The 18732-nt window shown below is 73.0% G+C and carries 20 protein-coding genes; 12 read left to right on the top strand and 8 right to left on the bottom strand.

Annotated features, from left to right (window positions below):
* The first annotated feature begins 2 nt into the window (after window positions 1-2).
* The 10 genes from CLV72_RS31010 to CLV72_RS30965 all read left to right on the top strand — a co-directional run bounded on the left by CLV72_RS31010 (window position 3) and on the right by CLV72_RS30965 (window position 10673).
* Complete coding sequence (locus CLV72_RS31010; protein ID WP_106253772.1) at window positions 3-419, top strand: phage tail tube protein; 417 nt, start codon at window positions 3-5, stop codon at window positions 417-419.
* A gap of 52 nt (window positions 420-471) precedes the next feature.
* A complete protein-coding gene (locus CLV72_RS31005; RefSeq protein ID WP_245930546.1) occupies window positions 472-876 on the top strand; it encodes a hypothetical protein in 405 nt (134 codons plus the stop codon).
* A complete protein-coding gene (locus CLV72_RS31000; RefSeq protein ID WP_245930545.1) occupies window positions 873-1223 on the top strand; it encodes a phage tail assembly protein T in 351 nt (116 codons plus the stop codon). Before CLV72_RS31005 ends, CLV72_RS31000 begins: the two co-directional genes overlap by 4 nt.
* Before the next feature lie 21 nt (window positions 1224-1244).
* On the top strand, window positions 1245-3737 hold the full coding sequence (locus CLV72_RS30995) for a phage tail protein (RefSeq protein WP_106253771.1): 2493 nt from the start codon (window positions 1245-1247) through the stop codon (window positions 3735-3737).
* A gap of 1 nt (window position 3738) precedes the next feature.
* The gene (locus CLV72_RS30990) at window positions 3739-4629 is read left to right on the top strand and encodes a hypothetical protein (protein ID WP_106253770.1); all 891 of its coding nucleotides are present in this window, start codon (window positions 3739-3741) and stop codon (window positions 4627-4629) included.
* A complete protein-coding gene (locus CLV72_RS30985; RefSeq protein ID WP_106253769.1) occupies window positions 4629-8588 on the top strand; it encodes a peptidoglycan-binding domain-containing protein in 3960 nt (1319 codons plus the stop codon). The genes CLV72_RS30990 and CLV72_RS30985 overlap by 1 nt, the downstream gene beginning before the upstream one ends.
* 11 nt (window positions 8589-8599) lie before the next feature.
* On the top strand, window positions 8600-9211 hold the full coding sequence (locus CLV72_RS30980) for a hypothetical protein (RefSeq protein WP_106253768.1): 612 nt from the start codon (window positions 8600-8602) through the stop codon (window positions 9209-9211).
* Window positions 9204-9572, top strand: a complete 369-nt coding sequence (locus tag CLV72_RS30975; protein ID WP_106253767.1) for a hypothetical protein — start codon at window positions 9204-9206, stop codon at window positions 9570-9572. The genes CLV72_RS30980 and CLV72_RS30975 overlap by 8 nt, the downstream gene beginning before the upstream one ends.
* Window positions 9569-10288, top strand: a complete 720-nt coding sequence (locus tag CLV72_RS30970; RefSeq protein ID WP_106253766.1) for a peptidoglycan recognition protein family protein — start codon at window positions 9569-9571, stop codon at window positions 10286-10288. The genes CLV72_RS30975 and CLV72_RS30970 overlap by 4 nt, the downstream gene beginning before the upstream one ends.
* Before the next feature lie 109 nt (window positions 10289-10397).
* Entirely contained in the window at window positions 10398-10673 is a 276-nt protein-coding gene (locus tag CLV72_RS30965; RefSeq protein WP_245930544.1) for a hypothetical protein, read from the top strand.
* A 65-nt stretch (window positions 10674-10738) separates the two neighbouring features.
* Here CLV72_RS30965 and CLV72_RS30960 read toward each other — a convergent pair whose 3' ends face one another.
* From CLV72_RS30960 to CLV72_RS31970, 3 genes are all read right to left on the bottom strand, one after another.
* Window positions 10739-10927, bottom strand: a complete 189-nt coding sequence (locus CLV72_RS30960) for a hypothetical protein (RefSeq protein ID WP_146159651.1) — start codon at window positions 10925-10927, stop codon at window positions 10739-10741.
* Between the two features lie 142 nt (window positions 10928-11069).
* Window positions 11070-11318 carry a hypothetical protein gene (locus CLV72_RS30955; RefSeq protein WP_106253764.1) on the bottom strand — a complete coding sequence of 83 codons (249 nt, stop codon included), beginning with the start codon at window positions 11316-11318 and terminating at the stop codon, window positions 11070-11072.
* A 242-nt stretch (window positions 11319-11560) separates the two neighbouring features.
* Complete coding sequence (locus tag CLV72_RS31970) at window positions 11561-11833, bottom strand: hypothetical protein (RefSeq protein WP_146159650.1); 273 nt, start codon at window positions 11831-11833, stop codon at window positions 11561-11563.
* Window positions 11834-11946: 113 nt separating this feature from the next.
* Here CLV72_RS31970 and CLV72_RS30950 point away from each other — a divergent pair, with 113 nt between their 5' ends.
* Both CLV72_RS30950 and CLV72_RS30945 read left to right on the top strand, forming a co-directional pair.
* The gene (locus CLV72_RS30950; protein ID WP_211303189.1) at window positions 11947-12690 is read left to right on the top strand and encodes a helix-turn-helix transcriptional regulator; all 744 of its coding nucleotides are present in this window, start codon (window positions 11947-11949) and stop codon (window positions 12688-12690) included.
* On the top strand, window positions 12687-13178 hold the full coding sequence (locus CLV72_RS30945; RefSeq protein ID WP_106253763.1) for an NUDIX domain-containing protein: 492 nt from the start codon (window positions 12687-12689) through the stop codon (window positions 13176-13178). The genes CLV72_RS30950 and CLV72_RS30945 overlap by 4 nt, the downstream gene beginning before the upstream one ends.
* Before the next feature lie 399 nt (window positions 13179-13577).
* Here the strand turns inward: CLV72_RS30945 and CLV72_RS30940 are convergent, their stop codons facing one another.
* From CLV72_RS30940 to CLV72_RS31965, 5 genes are all read right to left on the bottom strand, one after another.
* Complete coding sequence (locus tag CLV72_RS30940; protein WP_106253762.1) at window positions 13578-15701, bottom strand: FtsK/SpoIIIE domain-containing protein; 2124 nt, start codon at window positions 15699-15701, stop codon at window positions 13578-13580.
* An 88-nt stretch (window positions 15702-15789) separates the two neighbouring features.
* Window positions 15790-15939: a hypothetical protein gene (locus CLV72_RS32540; RefSeq protein ID WP_170141187.1), complete on the bottom strand. Its 150-nt coding sequence runs from the start codon at window positions 15937-15939 to the stop codon at window positions 15790-15792.
* A gap of 104 nt (window positions 15940-16043) precedes the next feature.
* A complete protein-coding gene (locus CLV72_RS30935) occupies window positions 16044-17369 on the bottom strand; it encodes a DUF2637 domain-containing protein (RefSeq protein WP_106253761.1) in 1326 nt (441 codons plus the stop codon).
* Window positions 17366-18163 carry a hypothetical protein gene (locus CLV72_RS30930; protein WP_146159649.1) on the bottom strand — a complete coding sequence of 266 codons (798 nt, stop codon included), beginning with the start codon at window positions 18161-18163 and terminating at the stop codon, window positions 17366-17368. Before CLV72_RS30930 ends, CLV72_RS30935 begins: the two co-directional genes overlap by 4 nt.
* Window positions 18164-18239: 76 nt before the next feature.
* The gene (locus tag CLV72_RS31965) at window positions 18240-18422 is read right to left on the bottom strand and encodes a hypothetical protein (protein WP_146159648.1); all 183 of its coding nucleotides are present in this window, start codon (window positions 18420-18422) and stop codon (window positions 18240-18242) included.
* Between the last annotated feature and the right edge of the window lie 310 nt (window positions 18423-18732).

Below are 18732 nucleotides of genomic sequence, written 5' to 3'. Positions count from 1 at the left end.
CCATGGCAGGACGCGACGCCTTCGGCACCGAGCTGCGCCGCGGCGACGGCGGGTCGCCGGAGATCTTCACCGCGATCGGCAACGTCGGCACCTTCAGCGGGCCGTCGCCGGAGCGCGACACCTACGACGTCACCGCACACGATTCCCCGACCCGCTACCGGGAGTTCATCGGCGGTCTGATCAACGGGGGCGAAGTCTCAGTCGAGGTGCACTACGACCCCGACAAGCACGACCTCCTGGTCGCCGACCTCGAAGACGACGACGCCCGCACCTACCAGATGGAGAGCCCGGTCGGCGAGGTCTGGGAGTTCAGCGCGATCATGACCGGCTTCGAGCGCGAGATGCCCGTAGACGGCCAGATGGCCGGGACCATCACCTGGCAGGTCACCGGCCGCCCCACCATCACCCCCGCCCCCTGACCATCCCGGCCGCCGCGGCTAGCGCGGCGGCGCACACCAGATGAGGAGAGCCATGTTCGGCACGAAGAAGGACGACATCGAGCCCGTGGCCGAGGTGCCGCTGACCGGCGGCGTGCTGGGCCGTGACCAGATCCTGAGCGCCCGCGACGCGCTGACCGACTACGTCGACGTCCCGGAGTGGGGCGGCCGCGTCAAGATCAGGTCCCTGTCCGGCACCGAGCGCGACGCCTTCGAGGCGGGCATCGCGGGCAACGGCAAGAAGCTGCGGCTGGAGAACATCCGCGCCAAGCTCGTCGCCAAGTGCGCCATCAACGAGCAGGGCCAGCAGCTGTTCAGCACCGCCGACACCGCCGCCCTGGGCCGCAAGAACGCCGCCGTCCTCGACCGCGTGTTCCAGGCGTGCCAGAAGCTCAGCGGCATCACCGACGAGGACGTAGACGAACTCCTGGGGGAATGAGGCGCCGGCCAGAGCGGCAGTTCTATTTCCGCCTGGCCGGCCACCTCGGATCCTCCTCGGTCGAGAAGCTGCTGGAGGAGACCAGCTCCCGGGAGCTGACCGAGTGGGCCGTTTATGAGAAGGTGGCCGGCCCGCTGGGCGGCAAGCGCATCGACGTGGCCGCCGCCCAGATCGTCGCGGCGATCTACAACGTGAACCGCAAGAAGGGCGCCCCCCTGATCAACCCCTCGGACCTGGTCCCGAAGTGGGACGACTACCAGTCCGACGAGGACATGTGGGCCGCGCTCCGCTCCGCGCACGAGGCGATGGGCGGCACCACCATCGACGCGCCCGACACACCTGAATAACCGACCCGAGGGGGTGACGTCGTGGCCACGGTCGCCTCCCTCCTGGTCCGGCTCGGCCTGGACTCCAAGCGCTTCGACTCCGGAGTCCGGCGCGCAGCGCGCGGCGTGGACAACCTCATCGGCCGCCTGGGTCGGCTGGAGACCGTCGGCCGCGTCACCACGTTGGCCACCGCCGCCGCCGGGCTTGTGCAGCTCGCCTCGGCGGCCGGCCCGGCGGCGGGCGCGGTGCTGGCGGTCCCGGCCGCGCTGGCCATGACCACGGCCGCGGCCGCCACCGTGGCGGTCGGGTTGAGCGGTATGGGCGACGCCATGGCCGCCGTGGCCGACGGCGACGCCGCCGCCCTCCAGGAGGCGCTGGATCGCCTCGCGCCCTCGGCGCAGCGGTTCGTGCGCAGCTGGGCCGGTATCCGCGAGCGGTTCGCCCCGATCCAGCGCGCGGTGCAGCAGCGCCTGTTCGCTGGCCTGGGCGATGAGCTGTCGCGGCTGGCCACCGGGGCGATGCCCACCCTGCGCCGCGGCATGACCAGCGTCGCCGCAGGCATCAACGCCCTGGCCCGATCAGCCATCGACGCGATGAGCACGCCCCTGTTCCGGGGCCAGCTCGAACAGGTCTTCAGCGGTACCCGATCCGCCCTCGACAGTTTCTCCGCCGTGGTCGGGCCGCTGATCACCGTCCTGATGCAGCTCAGCGTCGCCGGCCTGCCGCTCGTCACGATGTTCAACCAGTGGGCGGCCGGCGGCCTGTCCGCGGCCGCCGCCTGGCTGACCAGCGCCGAGGGCATCGCCGCGATGAACGGCTTCGTCGAGCGCTCCGTGGTGGTGCTGGGCCAGCTGTGGGCGATCGCCGTCAACCTCGGCACCGGGTTGGCCGGCGTCTTCGGCGCCGCGCACGCCGACGGCCAGGGGCTGCTCGACACGATCGAATCCCTCACCGCCCGCTTCGCCACCTGGGCGCAGAGCGCCGAGGGCCAGCAGCAGCTGGCACAGACCTTCTCCCTGCTGCGGCAGGTCGCCGCCGACCTGCTGTCCATCCTCCCCGGCGTCGCGGCCGTCATCGGCACTATCGCCGCCGCCTTCCAGGCCCTGCCGCCCGGCGTGCAGTCTTCCGTCACCCAGTTCTTGGCCTGGTCCATCGTGCTCGGGCCGGTCGCCTCCCGGCTGGCGGCCCTGGCCGGGATCGCCACCACCGCGACACGCGCCATCATCGGCATCGCCCGCGGCATCCCCGGCGCGATCAGCGCGGTGCGCACCGGCGCCACCGCGTTCGCCGCCTGGGGCGCGGCCGCCGGACGCGCCGCCGTCGCGGTCACCGCCGCCACCGGCCGCATGATCGCCGCCGCCGCCCGCGCCACCGCGAGCATGGTCGCCACCGCCGCCCGCTTCGTCGCCGCCTGGGTGCTGATGGGCGCCCAGGCGCTGATCCAGGCCGCGCGGATGGCCGCCGCCTGGCTGATCGGCCTGGGCCCGATCGGGTGGATCATCGCGGCCGTTGTCGCCCTCGTCGCCCTGATCATCCTGTACTGGGACGAAATCGTCGCCGCGATCTCCGCGGCCTGGTCCTGGGTGCAGTCGGTCACCTCGGCAGCCTGGTCGGCGATCGTGGCGTGGCTGCAGGCTGCTTGGTCGGCGATCGTGTCCGCTGTCCAGCACCACATCGCGATGGTGCAGGCCGTGGTCTCGGCGGTCTGGTCGTGGATCACCTCGACCACCTCGGCAGCTTGGTCGTTGCTGGTCGACATGGTGACCACCGCGATAGCGCTGGTCGTCGCGGTCGTGCAGCACCACGTGCAGATGGTGCAGACGATCATCGGCGCCGTCTGGTCCTGGGTGACCTCGACGACGTCGGCGGCCTGGTCGTCGGTGCGGTCGCTCGTCTCGGGCGCCTGGTCGGCGATCCGGTCCGGCGTGTCCTCGGCCGTCTCGGCCGTGCGGTCGCTGATCTCGGGAGCCTGGTCGACCCTGCGGTCGATCACCTCCTCGGCCTGGAACTCCATTCGCGGATCGATCACCTCGGCCTTCAACACCGCGGTATCGACCGTGCGCGGGATCGTCGGGCGGTTCGTGCAGATCGGCCGCGACATCATCAGCGGCGTGATCCGCGGCGTGACCGGCGCGGCCGGCTCCCTGTTCGCGAGCCTGCGCGGGATCGCCCAGCAGGCCCTCGATGCGGCGATGGGCGCGCTCGGCATCGCCTCGCCCAGCCGGGAGTTCGCCGACCGGGTCGGCCGGATGATCCCGGCCGGCATCGCCCTGGGCATCGCACGCGGCGCCGGAACCCTGCACCGGCAGATGAACCAGCTGTCGGACTCGATGTTCGACCCCTTCGGCGCCGGCCGGGCGGCGGACGCGACCATGCGCCGCGCCGCCGACGCCGCCCGCGGCGACGACGAGGACGACGAGCCCGGCGGCTCAGGCGTCGTCGTCAACGTGCACAACCAGTACCCGCAGGCCGAACCCACCTCCACCACGGTGAATCGCGGCCTGCAGTACGCCAGCAGCCTGGGGGAGTTCTGAGGTGTCGACCTACAGCATCGACTCCGTCCCGCTGGACCACCCGGCCGGCTGCTGGCGCATCCTGGCCACCGGCAGCCCGCGCCGCCCGCTGCCCGGCACCCGCAACATCGAGGTGACCGTGCCGGGAAGGTCCGGCGAGCTGCCGGTGGTGGGTGAGGACGCCGCGGTGACCGTGCTGGGCATGACGCTGCTGGTGCGCGACCTCACCCCCGAGGGCGTGCACGGCGGCGAGCCGCAACTGGAGGCCAACCTCGACGCGCTGTCGGCGGTCCTGGGAGTGCGCCACCGGCTGCTGGACCTGCGCCACACCATCGGATCGCGGGTGCTGCAGGCCGACGCCAAGAGCATCGCCGAGATCCAGCCCGAATACCTCGGCGACGCCCAGGTCGCCGCGCACGCCGCCCAGCTCCGCGTGCTGCTGCGCATCCCCTCGGCGCTGTGGCGCGACGTCGACCCCGTCACCTGGACCGGGGACCTCGACGGCGAGGGCGGCGGGCAGATCGTCACCACCCTGGCCGGCGCCACCGCCCCGATCCCCGACGCGCTGATCCGCGCCACGGGGCCGGCCACCGGCGTCACGGTGGCCGACGGGCCGACGGGCGGCGCGGTCACCTGGCCCGGCACCCTGGCCGCCGGCGAGCGGCTGCTGCTCGACTGCGGCCGGCTGCGCGCCGCCATGGTCGACACCGACACCTGGGACCTCGACGAGGGCACCGACATCACCGGCCAGGTCGACGCGTCCGGCCCCGGATCCGCGTCGCGCTGGCTGCAGCTCACCCCGACGGTCGTCGGCGACGACGCCCACACCAGGCGGATCGTCGTGTCCGCCACCGCCGTCGGCACCACCGCGGCCAGCAGCATTGCGATCCGGGCGAGGAGGGCCTACGCGTAATGGCGCTCACCAGGGTCAACACCACCCACGGCCGCCCCGGCGTCGCGGTGACGACGACCAACAGCACGCTGCACGGCAACGGGTTCAGCCCGATCAGCGGCCCGGCGATGTACGCGGTGCGGCCCGACACCGCCGACTGGCCGTGCATCCGGCTCGGCGCCACCGGCACCGTCGGGTCGATGTCGCGGCAGATCTCCACCAGCAACACCTCGGTGGCGTTCGCGACCTACGCCTACATCCCCACCGGCGGCTACCTGAGCATCAACCTCGGCGCGGGCACGACGATCGTGATCGAGACCGGCGTGCTCACCCTCGGCGGCGTCTCCCACAACGCCCAGGCCGCCAACCTGTTCAACCGGCCCATCCGCATTGAGGCGATCGCCACCGGCAGCACGAGCACCTACCGGTTCTACTGGACGAACTACCTCAGCAGCGGCGCGGCCGATTATCAGGCGACCAGCGGCCGGTCGGGCAGCCACACCACGGCGATCTTCACCGCCGGCGGCGCGAGCCGAGGTCCGGCGTTCCTGGACTGGGTCAGGATCGGCGACACCGCCGACTGGCCGGGTGACGGCATCCTCGGCCCCGGCGACGTCGGCATCGACGTCACCCGGCTGCAGCAGGACCTCATCGCGGCCGGCTACCCGCTGCCGGTCTTCGGCGCGGACGGCGACTACGGGTCGGTGGGCGGGGAGACCGACACCGCCGTGCGCGCCTTCCAGGCCGACGCCGGGCTGCTCGTCGACGGGATCACCGGGCCCGAGACCAGGGCCGCGCTCGACAACCTGCTCAACCTCACCCGGTACGTGGACCTGACCGGCACCGGCGCGACGAGCGGCATCGCGGTCATCGCGGCCGCCGGCGCCAAGGGTGGCGCAGGGTCCGGCGCCCTGGTCGGCGCGGCGCAGCTGGCGGGCGAGGGCGAGGCGCTGGGCCCCAACGGCGCCGGCACCATCACCGCGACCGCGGCGACCGGCGGCACCGGGGTGAAGCACGGCCAGGGCGAGGCCGAGCTTCCCGGCGCGGCGCTGCTCGGCGGCTCCGGCACCCGCGCGGCGGCCGGCTCCGGCACCGTCCCGGCGCCGGCGGCCGTCGCCGCGGCCGGGACCCGCGCGACCTCGGGCAGCGGGGCGATCGCGGCCGTGGCCACCCCGGCCGGGGTGGGCGACGGTGACGACACGATCCCCATCGACCCGCAGCAGCCGGCCTACCTGGACCTGCGCCTGGTCGCCTACGAGCCGAACGGCGCGCGCATGGGCGTGCTGCCGAGCCCGCTGTCGGTGGAGGTGGCCGCCCCGCTCAACGACACCCCGTCGGCGCGGGTGCGGTACTCGACGCTGGCCGCCAACGCGAGCTGGCTGGCGCAGCCCGTCGAGGTCGCGGTGGAGGTCGACCCCGGGTCCGGCACCTGGTTCGAGCCGCCGAACTCCCGGTTCCTGCGCATCGCGCGCAGCGGCGACGTCACCGACCAGACCGGCGCCCGCGACTACCAGCTGCCCGGCTACGCCTGGCAGCTGGGCAAGCTCCCGCTCTACCCGCCGCCGGACCCCTCGACGCTCGTCGACGGCAAGCGCCCCTTCCTGTCGGCCACCGCCGGGGAGATCCTGCGCACCTGGATCGACGAAGGCCACGCCCGCGGCGCACTGGCCGGGCTGGACACCGACTTCACCACCACCCACGACAGCGACGGCCAGCCCTGGGACACCGTCCTCACCATCTACTACGCGCCCGGCCTGGACGCCGGCACGGCGCTGCTCAACCTGGCCGAGCAGGGCGTGGTGGACTGGTGCACGCAGGGGCGGACCCTGCGGGTCTTCAACGCGGATTCGGAGCTGGCCGCCGACCTGGCGTCCGGGCCGGCGCCGGTCGACCTGCGGCTCGGCCGCGACGTGGTCGAGGCGCCCGACGAGGGCACCCTGGAGGATGCCGTCTCGGCGGTGTACCTGCAGGGCGAAGCGGGGTTCAGCCTGGAGCTGGACAACCCGTCCGCCGACTTGCCGTGGGGGCGGTGGGAGACCTACATCACCCAGGGCGGGGTGAGCGACACCGGCACCGCGATCCTGCTGGCCGAGGCAGCCCTGGAGCGCGGCGGCGCCGAGCGCGTGCAGATCACCCGCGCCGTGGCGCTCTACACCGCCCGGTGGCTGCCGTGGCGCGACTACGCGCCCGGCGACTACATCCTCGCCCCCGGCGACGGCGGCACCATGGCGCCGCTGCGGATCCGCCAGATCACCCTCACCCGCGACCAGGACGGACGCGTCTCGGGCAACCTGGTCCTCAATGACCGGTTGATCGAGCGCGAGATCCGGATGGCGCGGCGCACCCGCGGCATCGTGGGCGGCGCGACCGCCGGCGGCGGGTCCGGCGCCCAACCCGCGCCCGACGTCCCGGCCGGGCGCACCCCGGCCGCGCCGCTCGGGCTGGTCGTCGACCCGCAGGCGTACATCGACCTGGACGGGACGGCGCGCGGCCAGATCACCGCGACCTGGGGCGCGGTCACCGCCGACGTGGCCGGGGTGGCGCTGGAGGTCGACGGCTACGAGCTGTACGCCCGCATCAACCTCTCCGGCGAGCCGTGGTACCAGCTCACCGCCACCGAGGCCGACGAGACGACGACCACCTGGTCACCGCTGCAGACCGGCGAGCAGTACGCGTTCAAGGTCCGCGCCGTCGCCACCACCGGCCGCAAGGGCGAGTTCAGCGCCGTCTACGCCGTCACCATGCCCGGCGACGCCACCCCGCCCCCGGCCCCGTCGACGCCGGTGCTGTCCACCCGGCTCGGGGTGATCCGCGCCGACTGGGACGGGCTCGACCACGCCGGTGCCCCGATGCCGCGCGACTTCGCCTACGTCACGGTGTGGATGTCGGACGGCACCAACCCGCCGGTGGCCGTCGACCAGCTGCGCGGCGCGGGCGGCGTCGTCATCGTCGGCGCCCCCTACGGCGAGGACCGCACGATCTGGTTCACCGCCACCGACACCTCCGGCAACGAGAGCGCGGAGAGCGCCAGCGGCGTCATCGCCACCCAGCCGCTGGTGGACACCGACCTGATCGGCGAGGTGATCGACGGCGCGCACATCGTCGACGGCACCCTCGTCGCCGCCGAGAAGATCGTCGCCGAGTCGATCACCGGGGCGCTGATCCAGGCCCTGGCCATCCAGGCCGGACACATCGCCGCCAACGCCATCACGGCCGACAAGATCGAGGCGGGCGCGGTGACCGCCCAGGCGGTGGCGGCCGACGCCATCACCGGCAAGATCGTCACCGGGTCGGTGATCCGCACGGCCGTGTCCGGGCGGCGCGTCGTCATCGATCCGGCGTGGCTGGCCGAGATCCGCTTCTACCCCTCCACCTCGACGAACTTCAGCCGCATCTACTCCACCGACGGGGCCTTCCCCGACGAGGCGACCATGGCCTTGGAGACCGGCGAGAACAACGCCGGGACCGTGCGGTCGCGGCTGACGGTCGCGGCGGGCGCGATCCTCAACAGGGTGAACGCCATCGCGGGCGGCGACACCGTCGCCCAGATCGACGCCACCGAGGACTACATCGAGCTGGCCCACACCAGCGGCCCGATGATCTACGGCAACGCGGCCGGCACCCGCATCGGTTGGAACCCGCCCGCCGGGGTGCGCGTCGAGACCCGCTACGGCGACGACGGCCGGATCCGCACCTACGGCCGCTACCTCGACTACGTCGCCGCCGCGAGCGACCAGGCCATTTTCACCGGCAGGCAGTTCTTCGCGACCGTGAACAGCGTGACCTTGAGCTACGGCCCCACGATGGACACCGCGATGGCACCCGTCTACGGCCTGGTCACCAGCGGCGGAGACTCCGGCAGGTTCTTCCACCACAAGATGACCGAGGCGTCGCAGGACTCCTTCACGGTGGCCTTCGCCAACTTCACCTCCGGCTCGAACGTGAGCGTGTGGGTGAACTTCTGGTGCTTCCGCGTATGAGAGGGGCCCGCATGACCGAGTACACGGTGGAGTCGGTGACCACCGCCGAGCCCGCTCCCGGGCATCCCTGCTGGCGCATCCGCTACCGCCGGGCCGATGGCGAGGCGCACGAGCACGTCTTCCCCGCCGACTGCCTGGAATGGCGGATGGCCGAGTACGGCGTCGACGCCGCCGAGGCCCTGGACATGGTGCTGGCCGAGCCCTTCATCCCTGACCCCGCCGACCCCGCACGGGTCCGTGAAGACGTCGCGGTCGCGGCCGGCTTTTACGCGCCGGCCCTCGTCGCCCGCCCCGGCGTGGCCGTCGGCGACACCATGCCGAGCACCCTGCACACCGCCGACAGCATCACTGAGGCCCGCGCCGCCCACCGGCTACGCGTGGCCGCCGCCCGGCAGCGCGTCCCCCTGGCCGACCCCGACAAGCTGCTCGACCAGGTGCTGGCCGAGTCCCCCACCGACCCCGAGGTGATCGCCGTCATGGCCGACCACGTCACCCGCGCCCGCGCCCACCTGCGCCAGGCCGCCACCCCCACGACCGCCCGCACCGCCCCCGCCGACCGCGCCGCCGCCTACCGCCGCCGCCTGCTCGGCGACCAGCCCAGAGAGGACCACCCCCGTGCCTGACTGGATCAGCAGCCTCACCGTGGCGCAGCTCGCCGCCCTCCTCGCCGGCCTCGCCGCCGTCGGCGGTCTCACCTGGGCCGCCGGCCGGTGGCTGCGCCGGGCCGGCCACCTCATCGACGACCTACTCGGCGAGCCCGCCCGCCCCGGCGTCGACGCCCGCCCCGGCCTGATGGAGCGGGTGCAGCGCATCGAGCACGAGGTGACGTACAACTCCGGCGGATCGCTGAAGGACAAGGTCCGCGCCCTGGACGGCAAGCTCGGCGACCTCAGCACCGCACTCCAGGCCCACACCGCCGACCACCAGACCGCCCCCACCATCCGCCAGGACATCACCGTCCAGCCACCAGGAGGCCCCGTATGATCATCCGCCCGCGCTCGTACTTCGGCTGGGGGCCGTCCGGCGCCGACTACGCGAACCCGCGCTCCGGCCTCGTCGTCCACTACAACGGCCCCGCCACCGACCTCGACGGCCACGACGAGTGCGTCGCCTACTGGAAGCGCATCCGCTCCGACCACATCAACGGCAACGGATGGGCGGACGTGGGGTATTCCTACGCCGCCTGCCGCCACGGCGAGGTCTTCACCGGCCGCGGACTCAACCGGTACCAGGCGGCGCAGGGGACGACCTCGGGGAACGCGAACTGGTACTCCGTCACGCTGATGCTCGGCGGCAGCGAGCGGCCGACGGACGAGCAGGTGCGGGGGGTGCGCGACCTGCGGGCCTACCTGATGGAGCGCGGCGTGTCCGGCGCGGTGCGCGGCCACCGCGACTTCATCGCCACCGAGTGCCCCGGCGACGCGCTCTACGCGCTCGTGGAGAACGGCACCTTCAGCAAGCCGCCGAGCGGCGGCACCCCCACCGAGGAGGACGAATTGACCGGCGACGACCTGAAGAAGATCCAGAAGCTGATCGACGAGCGGATCCGCGCGGCCGGCCCGGCGCTCGCCGCGGAGGTCTGGCGCTACCAGCTCCAGGACCCCGACACCGCCGACAGCTCCGACCGCAAGAACGCGGGCACGCTCCTGGAGCGTGCGCTGCGCCGCCTGCGCGACCTCACCAGCGGCGGCGCCTCCTGACCGAGTACTGCCCCCGCTGCCACGCCCCGCGGCTGCACTGCGGCTGCTGGGCGCACCACCGCCCCGGCGCCACCGGCCCGGGGCTGATCTATGCCCGGAGGGAATCCCCATGGTCCACCACTCTGATCCGCCCCCGCCCGGCCTGCTCGCCTCCATCCTGCGCACCGTCGTGCCGGTCGCCGTTGGCGTCCTGCTCGTGCAGGCGCTCCGCCTCGGTGTCGAACTGCCGGAGGGCGCGGTCACCGAGATCGTCACCGTGGCTGTGACGGCCGCCTACTACGGGATCGCCCGCGCGCTGGAGACCTACGTGTCGCCGGTATGGGGCCGCATCCTGCTGTCGCTGGGGCTCACCCGGCGCCGGCCGGAGTACGACCTGGCGGCCTGACCGCCCGCCCCGCGCAGCACAGCGCCCCCGCTCTTCGGAGCGGGGGCGCTTCGGCATGCCCGGGGTCAGGCCACGTCGCCCTGCCACCGCAGCACGCCGGGCTCGGCTGGGTCGGGGTCGTAGATGCTGCGGCCCCCGAGGTACAGGCCGTGGGGGGAGGGCAGCGCGAAGCCGCCGGCGATCTCCTCGGCGCTCAGCGCGCTCACGTCCAGCGTCCCGCCGTCGAGTGGGCCGTCGACCAGTCTCATCTCCATGGCACCAGGATGCCCCGCCAGCGTCGGCCGGCGGGGCGATTCGTCGTGTCCGGCCATCCCCCCGCCGGCACCGCGCGGCCGGCCTGGGGGTAACGCCGCGACCACGGGGGGTCGGGCGGCCGGCCGCGCGGCGGTCAGTGGGTCACCGGTCGTCGCCGACGATCAGCAACCGCAGGGTGCGGCCGTCCGGCCAGCACACCTCCAGCAGCTCCTCGCCGTCGGCGTCGGTGATGGTGCGGGCCGAGGCGCCCCGGATCAGCCGGATCAGGCCGGCGGGGGTGGCGAGCACGATGCCCGGCAGGGGGGACACCACCCCGCGCAGCCGTGCCAGCCGGCGCGCGTCAGCGGCGGCCGCCTCGTCGTCGCCCAGGTGGGCGATGTAGGCGATCATGTCGACGGCCTCCTGTCGAGGGTGCGGGCCCGGCCCTCGGACAGAACGGCCGGGCCCGCGGGGGTGCGGCGCCCTGGGGCGGGAAGGCGCCGCGCGGTGGCTGGGGGACCCCGCGACCGACACCGTCCGGGTTGTCTGGCCGCGGGGCCGATGAAGGCGGGCCCGGCCGGTCTCCCTGTTCCTGGAAGGCCGGGCCCGCTGTGGCGCCGCTCCTCAGGGGAGAGCGGCGCCGAGGGAAGGTCTCACCAGCGGCCGACCGCGCCGGGCTGAAACCGGGGCGCGGGATCCGGCGGCGCGGCCAGCTTCAGCTCCAGCTGGCGCGCCGTGTCGGCGCCCACGGTGCGGTCCTCACCGGGAGCCGGATCGTGGGCGGTGGCGTACCAACCCGCCGGGCGGCCCGCCTCGTCGCGGGATCTCCAAATGCGATGCGTGGGCCATCGCTGCTGCAAGGTGGTCAGGGTGTGAGCGTCAGCGATGACCGAGGATGTCGCGCCCTGGGGCGCTGTCTCGGGCATGGCGTAAGCATCTGTCGAGGTCAACGGACAGCGCATCGACACCGCTCGACATCTACCGACATCTAACCGACAAGGGCATGGGCCGCGATGTCGGTTGATGGCACGATGACCGCATGGTGAACGAACGGCTCCGGCGGGCGATGCACCGGGCCGGGCACGACATCCGGTCCTTCGCCGCGGCGGCCGAGGTGTCGACGAAGACCGTCGAACGGTGGCTGGCCGGGACGGCCGTGCCCTACCCGCGCACCCGCTACCGGGTGGCGGCGATCGTCCAGGAGGACGAGAGCTACCTGTGGCCCGACACCGTCAACGGCGCCTCGCTGGCCGGGGCGGAGCTGGTGGCCACCTGGCCGCGCCGCAACGACGTCCCCAAGCACCTGTGGACCGAGCTGCTGCGCGCGGCCGAGCGCGACGTCGACCTGCTGGCCTACGCGGGGCTGTTCCTCACCGAGGAGCACCCGGACTGGATTCCGACCCTGGTCGCCAAGGCCCAGGCCGGCGCCCGGGTGCGGCTGCTGCTGGGTGATCCCGACGGCAAGCAGCTGGCGTTCCGCGACACCGAGCACCGCATCGGCGGCGGCGTGGCCGGGCGGGTCGCCGCCGTCCTGTACTACTACCGGGAGCGGATGCCGCCCTCGGTGGAGGTGCGGCTGCACGACACTCCGCTGTACAACAGCATCTACCGGTTCGACGACGAGATGATCGTCAACGTCCACGCCTACGGAGTGCTGGCCGCCTACACCCCCACCATGCACCTGCGCCGCATCGACGGCGCCTACTTCACCACCTACGTCGAGAGCTTCGAGCGGGTATGGGGATCGGCGAAGCCCGCCGACATGGCACTGGAGCACCGATGACCCGTACCCGCAGGATCGATTACTGGCAAGACCCCAACGCCCCCGCCCCCACCAGCCGCAAAGCGTCCGCGTCGGTGTTCGTCCGCGACGACCGCGGACGGGTGCTGCTCCTGCAGCGCACCGACAACAACCTGTGGACCATCCCCACCGGCGGCGTGAAGACCGGGGAGACCGTCGCCCAGGCCGGCATCCGGGAGTGCAAGGAGGAGACCGGCATCGACATCGAGGTCACCGGCCTCGTCGGGATCTTCTCCGACCCCGACCACCTCATCGCCTACATCAAGCGCGGCAAGGTCGACGAGGTCCGCCAGCCCATCAACACCTGCTTCCGCGGCCGCCCCGTCGGCGGCCGGATCCAGCCCGAGCCCAGCGAGGCGTTCGAAGTCCGGTGGGTCGACCCGGCCGACCTCGGCGACTACGACATCCACCCCGCGATCCGCCGCCGCATCGACCACGGCCTGAAGGACGGCGAGCCGTACCTGGGGTGAACGCGCAGGGGGTACACGGCAGCGTGTACCCAGGGGTACGGACTAGTCCGTACCCCTTGCGAGGCCCCCAAAGGGCCCCGCAGATTCGTGCAGGTCGGCCAGCTTGCCGGTGCCGGTAACCGTGGCCGTCTCGCCCACGGTTGAAAGCCTGGGGCAGTCGTGGGTGAGACGGCCACGACTGAGGTCCTGGGGACCTCGGTCGGGGTGTACGTGCACCGGCGGGTGCATGTGCACCCCCCGTTCGCGGCCCCACCGGGAGGGGCCGCGGACTGGTTTCGGGTGGGGGTGGTGGTTTCGCCTGGCCGTGAAACCGGTTTCGCCTGCGATGTCGGCTGGAATGGTGTGTGACCTGGGCTGATATCGGGTTTCGGGGTGGTGGCCGACGGGGCCTTCCGGGCGCTATTCGTCGTCGTCGGCGGGGGTCTTGGCGGGCGGGAGGTCCTGGTGGCGCACGCCCTTGGCGCCGCCGCAGCAGTCGCGGATGGTGAGCTGGTGGGTGGGGATGCGGTGGGGTTTGAGGGCGGCGGCCAGGGTGGTGGAGCGGGCGGCGGGGTCGTCCTCTTCCAGCCACGGGGCGTACAGCTCGGGCCGGTAGGCGGCCAGGGCTTCCACGAGGCGGTGGGAGTGCACCCGGTCGGCGCCCTCGGGCCACACCGCGTGCAGGTGGTCGGCGATCGTCTCGCGCACCACGGGCTCGACGGTGCGTCCGGCGGCCTCCCCGGTCAGCGTCCCGGCGGCGGTGCGCAGCGCGAGGGCGCGGCGGCCGACGGCGCGGGCGTCGGCCTGGCCGATGAAGTAGGCGCGCACGATCTTGGCGCTGGTGGCCGAGCGGGTCAGCCAGCCGGTTCCCGAATCCTTGGGGTCGTCGCCCTCGGCGGGTTCGAAGATGTTGGCGCGGATGCCGCGTTTGTACATGCCGGTGCCCAGCACCAGGTCGTTGGCGATGTGCCCGGTGATCGCCAAGCAGAACCGGACAATGGCGTTGTCGGACACCATCTTGGGGATGGAGTCGCCGTCGGGTTTCTGGGTGGTGAGCACGAGGATGATCCCGTAGGCGCGCGCCTTGCGGATCAGGCGGCCGGCGACCTCGGCGGCTTCCTTGCCGACCTCGGGGTGCTCGAAGACGGTGTGCACCTCGTCGAAGATGGCCAGGATCGGGTCCAGGTCCAGGTGCGGGTACTTGTCGGCCAGGGCGCGGGTGACCTTGCGGCCGGTGGGGACGTCTTCCACCGGCAGCGCGGCGACGATCTTCTTGCGGCGCTTCAGCTCGGCCTCCAGCGCGTACATGGCGTCCAGGGCGGCGTGGCAGTGCTCGTCGTCGTCGCCTTGGACGTAGCGGTGGGCGACGGGCTGGACGGACTCCATGTCCCCGGAGCCCTTCAGCTCGAACAGCCACAGTTGGCAGGTGGGGTCCAGCGCCCCGGCCAGCGCGATCACCAGCACCGCGCTGGTCTTCCCCGACCCCATCACGCCGCCGATGAGGACGTTGGTGCCGATCAGGGTCAGCGGCACGGTCTCCCCGCGGGGGGTGACGCCGAAGGGGAACGCGGCGTACATGTCGGCCTGGCCGTCGGCGAGCAGCGGCCACGCGCGCTTGATGGTGCGGGGGTCGCGCTTGGCCACCCACAGCACCGCCCGCGACGGATGCTCGCTGCCCACGCTCGGCCAGACGCACTGCAGGGGGCGGCGCATCGCCCCGGCCAGCTCCTTGCGCTTGTCCAGCAGCCGCTCGGCCAGCACCCCCGGCGGGAGGTCGAGTTCGGCGCGCCAGCCGGGGCCGTCGACGGCGATCTGCTCGACGAAGTCGACCTTGCCCTTGATGCCGATGGCCTCCAGCGCCGCCTCGATCTCCGGGGAGGCCAGCGGCCGCTGGAGCTGGGCGGCCACGTAGCGGGCGATCAGGGGCCGGTCAGGGTCCCCACCGGCCAGCCCGAGCAGGCACAGCAGCAGCCACACCCCCAGCCCGCTCACCCAGGCGGGCATCACCAGCACCGCGGTCAGCATCGCCAGCGCCACCGGGACCGCGACCACGGCGGAGGTGATGCGGCGCGGCTTGACCCGGCGGGAGTGCTCGCGCGACAGCACCAGCCACGCTTGCACGTCGCCGGACGCGGCGACCTTGGCGTGCACGGGCGCGGCCTGGGCGTCGGCCACCCACGCCACCCAGCGGCCGATCAGCCGCCCCGCGCCGCGCGGGGAGCGAGCCATGAGGCGCAGCATGTAGAACGGGGAGCGGGTGGCGTGGAACGCGCCGACGTGCGCGTAGTAGGCCACCGCCCACCGCGCGGTCTCCTCCAACTGCTCGCGGGTGCGCAGGTACGGAGGGATGATCGGCGGCGCGTCGGCCAGCAGGGCGCGGCGCCGCGCCACCCACGACCCGGTGTCGTCCAACACCTCGGGGGCGTCCACGCGCACCTCGTCCACCCGGACGGTGTCGGTGGGCGCCTCGTCGACGATCTCGCCGTCGAACACCTTCCGCTCGACCTCGCCGGACTCTTCCGGCCGGTGGGACAGCAGTGCCATGCTGGTGGGGCTCCGTTCCTCATCGAAGGATGTGGGGCATCCGGGCCGCCGCGTTCCTGCCAGGGATCGCAGCGGCGGCCCGGACCGGCTACTTCTCGTCGCGTTCCTCGACGACCGTCACCCTGCTCACGGCGTCGGAGTTGAACGGCAGGTCCTCATAAAACCGCTGGTCGTCGAGGTTTTCTGTGGTGACGTCCAGGACCGATCCGTCCTTGGCGTAGACCCTGATCTTGGCCATGGCGTGTCCCTTCATCGGAGTGGTGGACCTGGCCCGGTCCCCGCCACCCGCCCGATCATGACCTGTGTCATGCAGGCCATGGGCGGGCGGGCGACGGGCGCCGGTCAGGAGCCGGTGGACTCCAGGTCGCGCTGGGCGCGCTTGACGTAGTCGCGCAGCTGGCGGTCCGACAGCGGGCAGCCGGCCGCGAGCAGGGCGCGGGCGAAGGTCTTGCCCGCCCCCCACGCCGGGGCGCCAGAGTCCTGGCGGTCGGTCACGAAGTCCGCCGCCAGATCCGCCACCAGGCCGCCAACCTCCTCGGCCGGGACGGCACCCCAGTCGACCGCCGCGGCGGCCTCCTCCAGCGACCAGGCGGGAGCGGTCGGGCCCGGCTCGACGGCGCCGCCCCCGTGGTTGGCGGGGGTGGGCGGCTGCTCGGCGACCACCGCCAGATGCGGCCGCTCCGCCGGTGCGGCGTCCAGGCCGACCCCGGCGAGGATCGCCCGGAACTCCGCGTACAGGCCGACCTCGTCGGCACCCCCGCCAACTCCGAGGTTGGCGGGGGTGATGAGGTTGGCGACCAGGTCGCGGGCCTCGTGCGGGGTGCGGTAGTCCGCCCCGGCGAACCGCTCGACGAGGGTGAGCACCTGCAACTGGCGGACCACCTCGGCGGCCGCCAGGGGGTCGGCGAAGTCCGCCCGCGCGGCCGCGGCCTGGGCAGCCCGTACCGCCCTGCGGTAGATGCCGGGCATCACCCACCCCAGCCCGAACGGCGCCGGCGCCCCGGCCATCTGGCGCACCCGGTACAGGGAGTTGGCGGCGGCCTGCACGCGCACCCGGCGGGTCGCCACATCGGCCGCCAACTGCGCGTCGGCGGCCAGCAGCCAGCGCACCCGCACCATCTCCACCGGGTGCAGCCACCGCTCCACCCCGATGCGCCGGTCGATGACCTCGTCGGCCTTGCGGCGCGCGGCCAGGATCAGCTCGAACAGCACCGCCGCCGACACCGGGAACAGCGCGTAGGCGGCCTGGGCGGCGAACACCTCGGGCGCGTGCACCCAGTTGAACCACGCCGACGCGGCGACGAGCACCCACATGAACGCCCGGTGCACCCCCGCGCTCTTGCCGTCGCGGTTGAGCAGCCACACGCTGCGCGCGATCGCCAGCGCCGCGCCGTCCAGGGCGAGGAACACGGCCACGCTCAGCGGCGTCAGCCACCCGTCCAGGCCCATCTCGCCGTACCCGAACCCGATCAGCCCGGACGCGCTCAGCGCCATGGTGACCGCGACGAAGAAGGCGAGCAGGGCGGTGGTGCCGCCCTTGGCGAACCGCTTCGCCATCTCGCTGACCGACCGCCACACCAGCCACACCACCAGCGCCGGGACCGCCACGGCCGCCACGGTCAGCACCGCCAGGATTGCCGGGGGCAGGGAGAAGACGAAGTCGCTCATCGGGTCGCCTCCGCGTCGGCCTCGTCGCGGATACGGGCGCCCACCCAGACCTCGGCACCCGAACCCTCGTAGTCGTGGATCGTCAGCTCGGCGAGGCGGGCGCCCCGGTGCTCGGCGGTGGTGACCTGCCCCAGGGCGGCGGCCGCGTCGACCAGCGCCCGGCGGTGCTCGATCGGCTGCCGGGAGGGGACGCTGATGTCGACCACCGGGCGGCCGGCCAGGTCGGAGTAGACGGTGGCCTGGGTGCCGGGCACCTCGCCCAGCTCGTCGGCGACCTGCGCGGCCAGCCGCAGCGTGGCGCCCAACACGGTGGGCGTCGGCGGGATGTAGACCGGGGCCGCACGCAGCTCGGCGCGGCGCCGCTCCGCCCGGTCGGCCAACTCGGAGAAGGTACCCGGGGCGGGCGAGCGGTCGCCAAGGCCGACGACGGCCTGCGAACCGACGCTCAGCGACTCGACCGGGGCCGGCGGCTCGGCGGGCAGCTCCGTACCGGGGTCACCGCTCAGCGGGCACCACACCCGCGCCGGAGTCCCGAACAGGTCCAGGTGCACCAGCGCCATCCGGTAGCCGGTCAGGAAGTACTCGACCTCGCCGCCGAAGCGCTCCGCCCAGGCGGTCACCGCGTCGATGCTGTCGGCGCCGAACTGGCCGTAGAGCCGGTCGCCCCGGCGGTCGATGCTCCAGTCCGCCACCGGCAGATCAACGCCCAGCGCCAGGCTCAGCGCCTGCGCGGCCACACGCTGACCGGTCCGACGCACCGTCGCGGACGGGGCGGATTCGTTACTGTGTTCCACGGGTCATCTCCTGTCGTGAGCAGGTGGTGATCAAGGCCCCGCGACCGGTGTTCCAGCACCGGCCGGGGCCGCTTCGTTACGGGGTGGAGATCGAGGGGGCGGGCGTCGGGCCCGGCACGTCGGCCGGACTCCAGCCGGGCGGGCGTGCCGGGGAGTAGGCGGTCGCGAGGGCGATGCCGAGCAGCGCCCCGAGGGTGAACCAGACGAGGCCGCGCAGTAGACCGGGTAGCAGACGGGCAGGTCGGAGAGCCGGTAACATCTCTTAGGAAACCTTCCTATTAGTGGAATCGGGTTGCTTTGGAGCGTTGGTCACCCAAGACCCGCCGCTTCCGTTTGAAGATCATCCGGGCCGTCTAAGGGCCGTCAGACACTCGGCAATCGTCGGTACCGATCGGTAGTCGTCAGTCCTGTAATTGCAGGTCAAACGCCATTCAGTCGACGTCGGTCCTGGTAGGTCAAACGCTCGCTTCAGTCCAGGATCGTTTGGAGTGTTTCCACGCTATACCTGCTCCGTTGCTGCGACAAGGGTCTCTGGGGCCGTCATGGGGCCGTCAGCCCTCTGGTTCTCA

Source organism: Allonocardiopsis opalescens (assembly GCF_003002095.1).
Lineage (GTDB): Bacteria > Actinomycetota > Actinomycetes > Streptosporangiales > Streptosporangiaceae > Allonocardiopsis > Allonocardiopsis opalescens.
Note: the sequence above shows the minus strand (reverse complement) of the source record. Positions and strands in the feature narration are given on the sequence as shown.

Excerpts from the sequence above, each read along its gene's own strand:
- CLV72_RS32540 (WP_170141187.1), bottom strand. The coding sequence starts at position 15,939 with ATGGCCAAGATCAGGGTCTACGCCAAGGACGGATCGGTCCTGGACGTC.
- CLV72_RS30935 (WP_106253761.1), bottom strand. The coding sequence starts at position 17,369 with ATGAGCGACTTCGTCTTCTCCCTGCCCCCGGCAATCCTGGCGGTGCTG.
- CLV72_RS31005 (WP_245930546.1), top strand. The coding sequence starts at position 472 with ATGTTCGGCACGAAGAAGGACGACATCGAGCCCGTGGCCGAGGTGCCG.
- CLV72_RS30950 (WP_211303189.1), top strand. The coding sequence starts at position 11,947 with ATGGTGAACGAACGGCTCCGGCGGGCGATGCACCGGGCCGGGCACGAC.
- CLV72_RS30985 (WP_106253769.1), top strand. The coding sequence starts at position 4,629 with ATGGCGCTCACCAGGGTCAACACCACCCACGGCCGCCCCGGCGTCGCG.
- CLV72_RS30940 (WP_106253762.1), bottom strand. The coding sequence starts at position 15,701 with ATGGCACTGCTGTCCCACCGGCCGGAAGAGTCCGGCGAGGTCGAGCGG.
- CLV72_RS31000 (WP_245930545.1), top strand. The coding sequence starts at position 873 with ATGAGGCGCCGGCCAGAGCGGCAGTTCTATTTCCGCCTGGCCGGCCAC.
- CLV72_RS31970 (WP_146159650.1), bottom strand. The coding sequence starts at position 11,833 with ATGCCCGAGACAGCGCCCCAGGGCGCGACATCCTCGGTCATCGCTGAC.
- CLV72_RS30965 (WP_245930544.1), top strand. The coding sequence starts at position 10,398 with ATGGTCCACCACTCTGATCCGCCCCCGCCCGGCCTGCTCGCCTCCATC.
- CLV72_RS30980 (WP_106253768.1), top strand. The coding sequence starts at position 8,600 with ATGACCGAGTACACGGTGGAGTCGGTGACCACCGCCGAGCCCGCTCCC.
- CLV72_RS31010 (WP_106253772.1), top strand. The coding sequence starts at position 3 with ATGGCAGGACGCGACGCCTTCGGCACCGAGCTGCGCCGCGGCGACGGC.
- CLV72_RS30955 (WP_106253764.1), bottom strand. The coding sequence starts at position 11,318 with ATGATCGCCTACATCGCCCACCTGGGCGACGACGAGGCGGCCGCCGCT.
- CLV72_RS30970 (WP_106253766.1), top strand. The coding sequence starts at position 9,569 with ATGATCATCCGCCCGCGCTCGTACTTCGGCTGGGGGCCGTCCGGCGCC.
- CLV72_RS30960 (WP_146159651.1), bottom strand. The coding sequence starts at position 10,927 with ATGGAGATGAGACTGGTCGACGGCCCACTCGACGGCGGGACGCTGGAC.
- CLV72_RS31965 (WP_146159648.1), bottom strand. The coding sequence starts at position 18,422 with ATGTTACCGGCTCTCCGACCTGCCCGTCTGCTACCCGGTCTACTGCGC.
- CLV72_RS30945 (WP_106253763.1), top strand. The coding sequence starts at position 12,687 with ATGACCCGTACCCGCAGGATCGATTACTGGCAAGACCCCAACGCCCCC.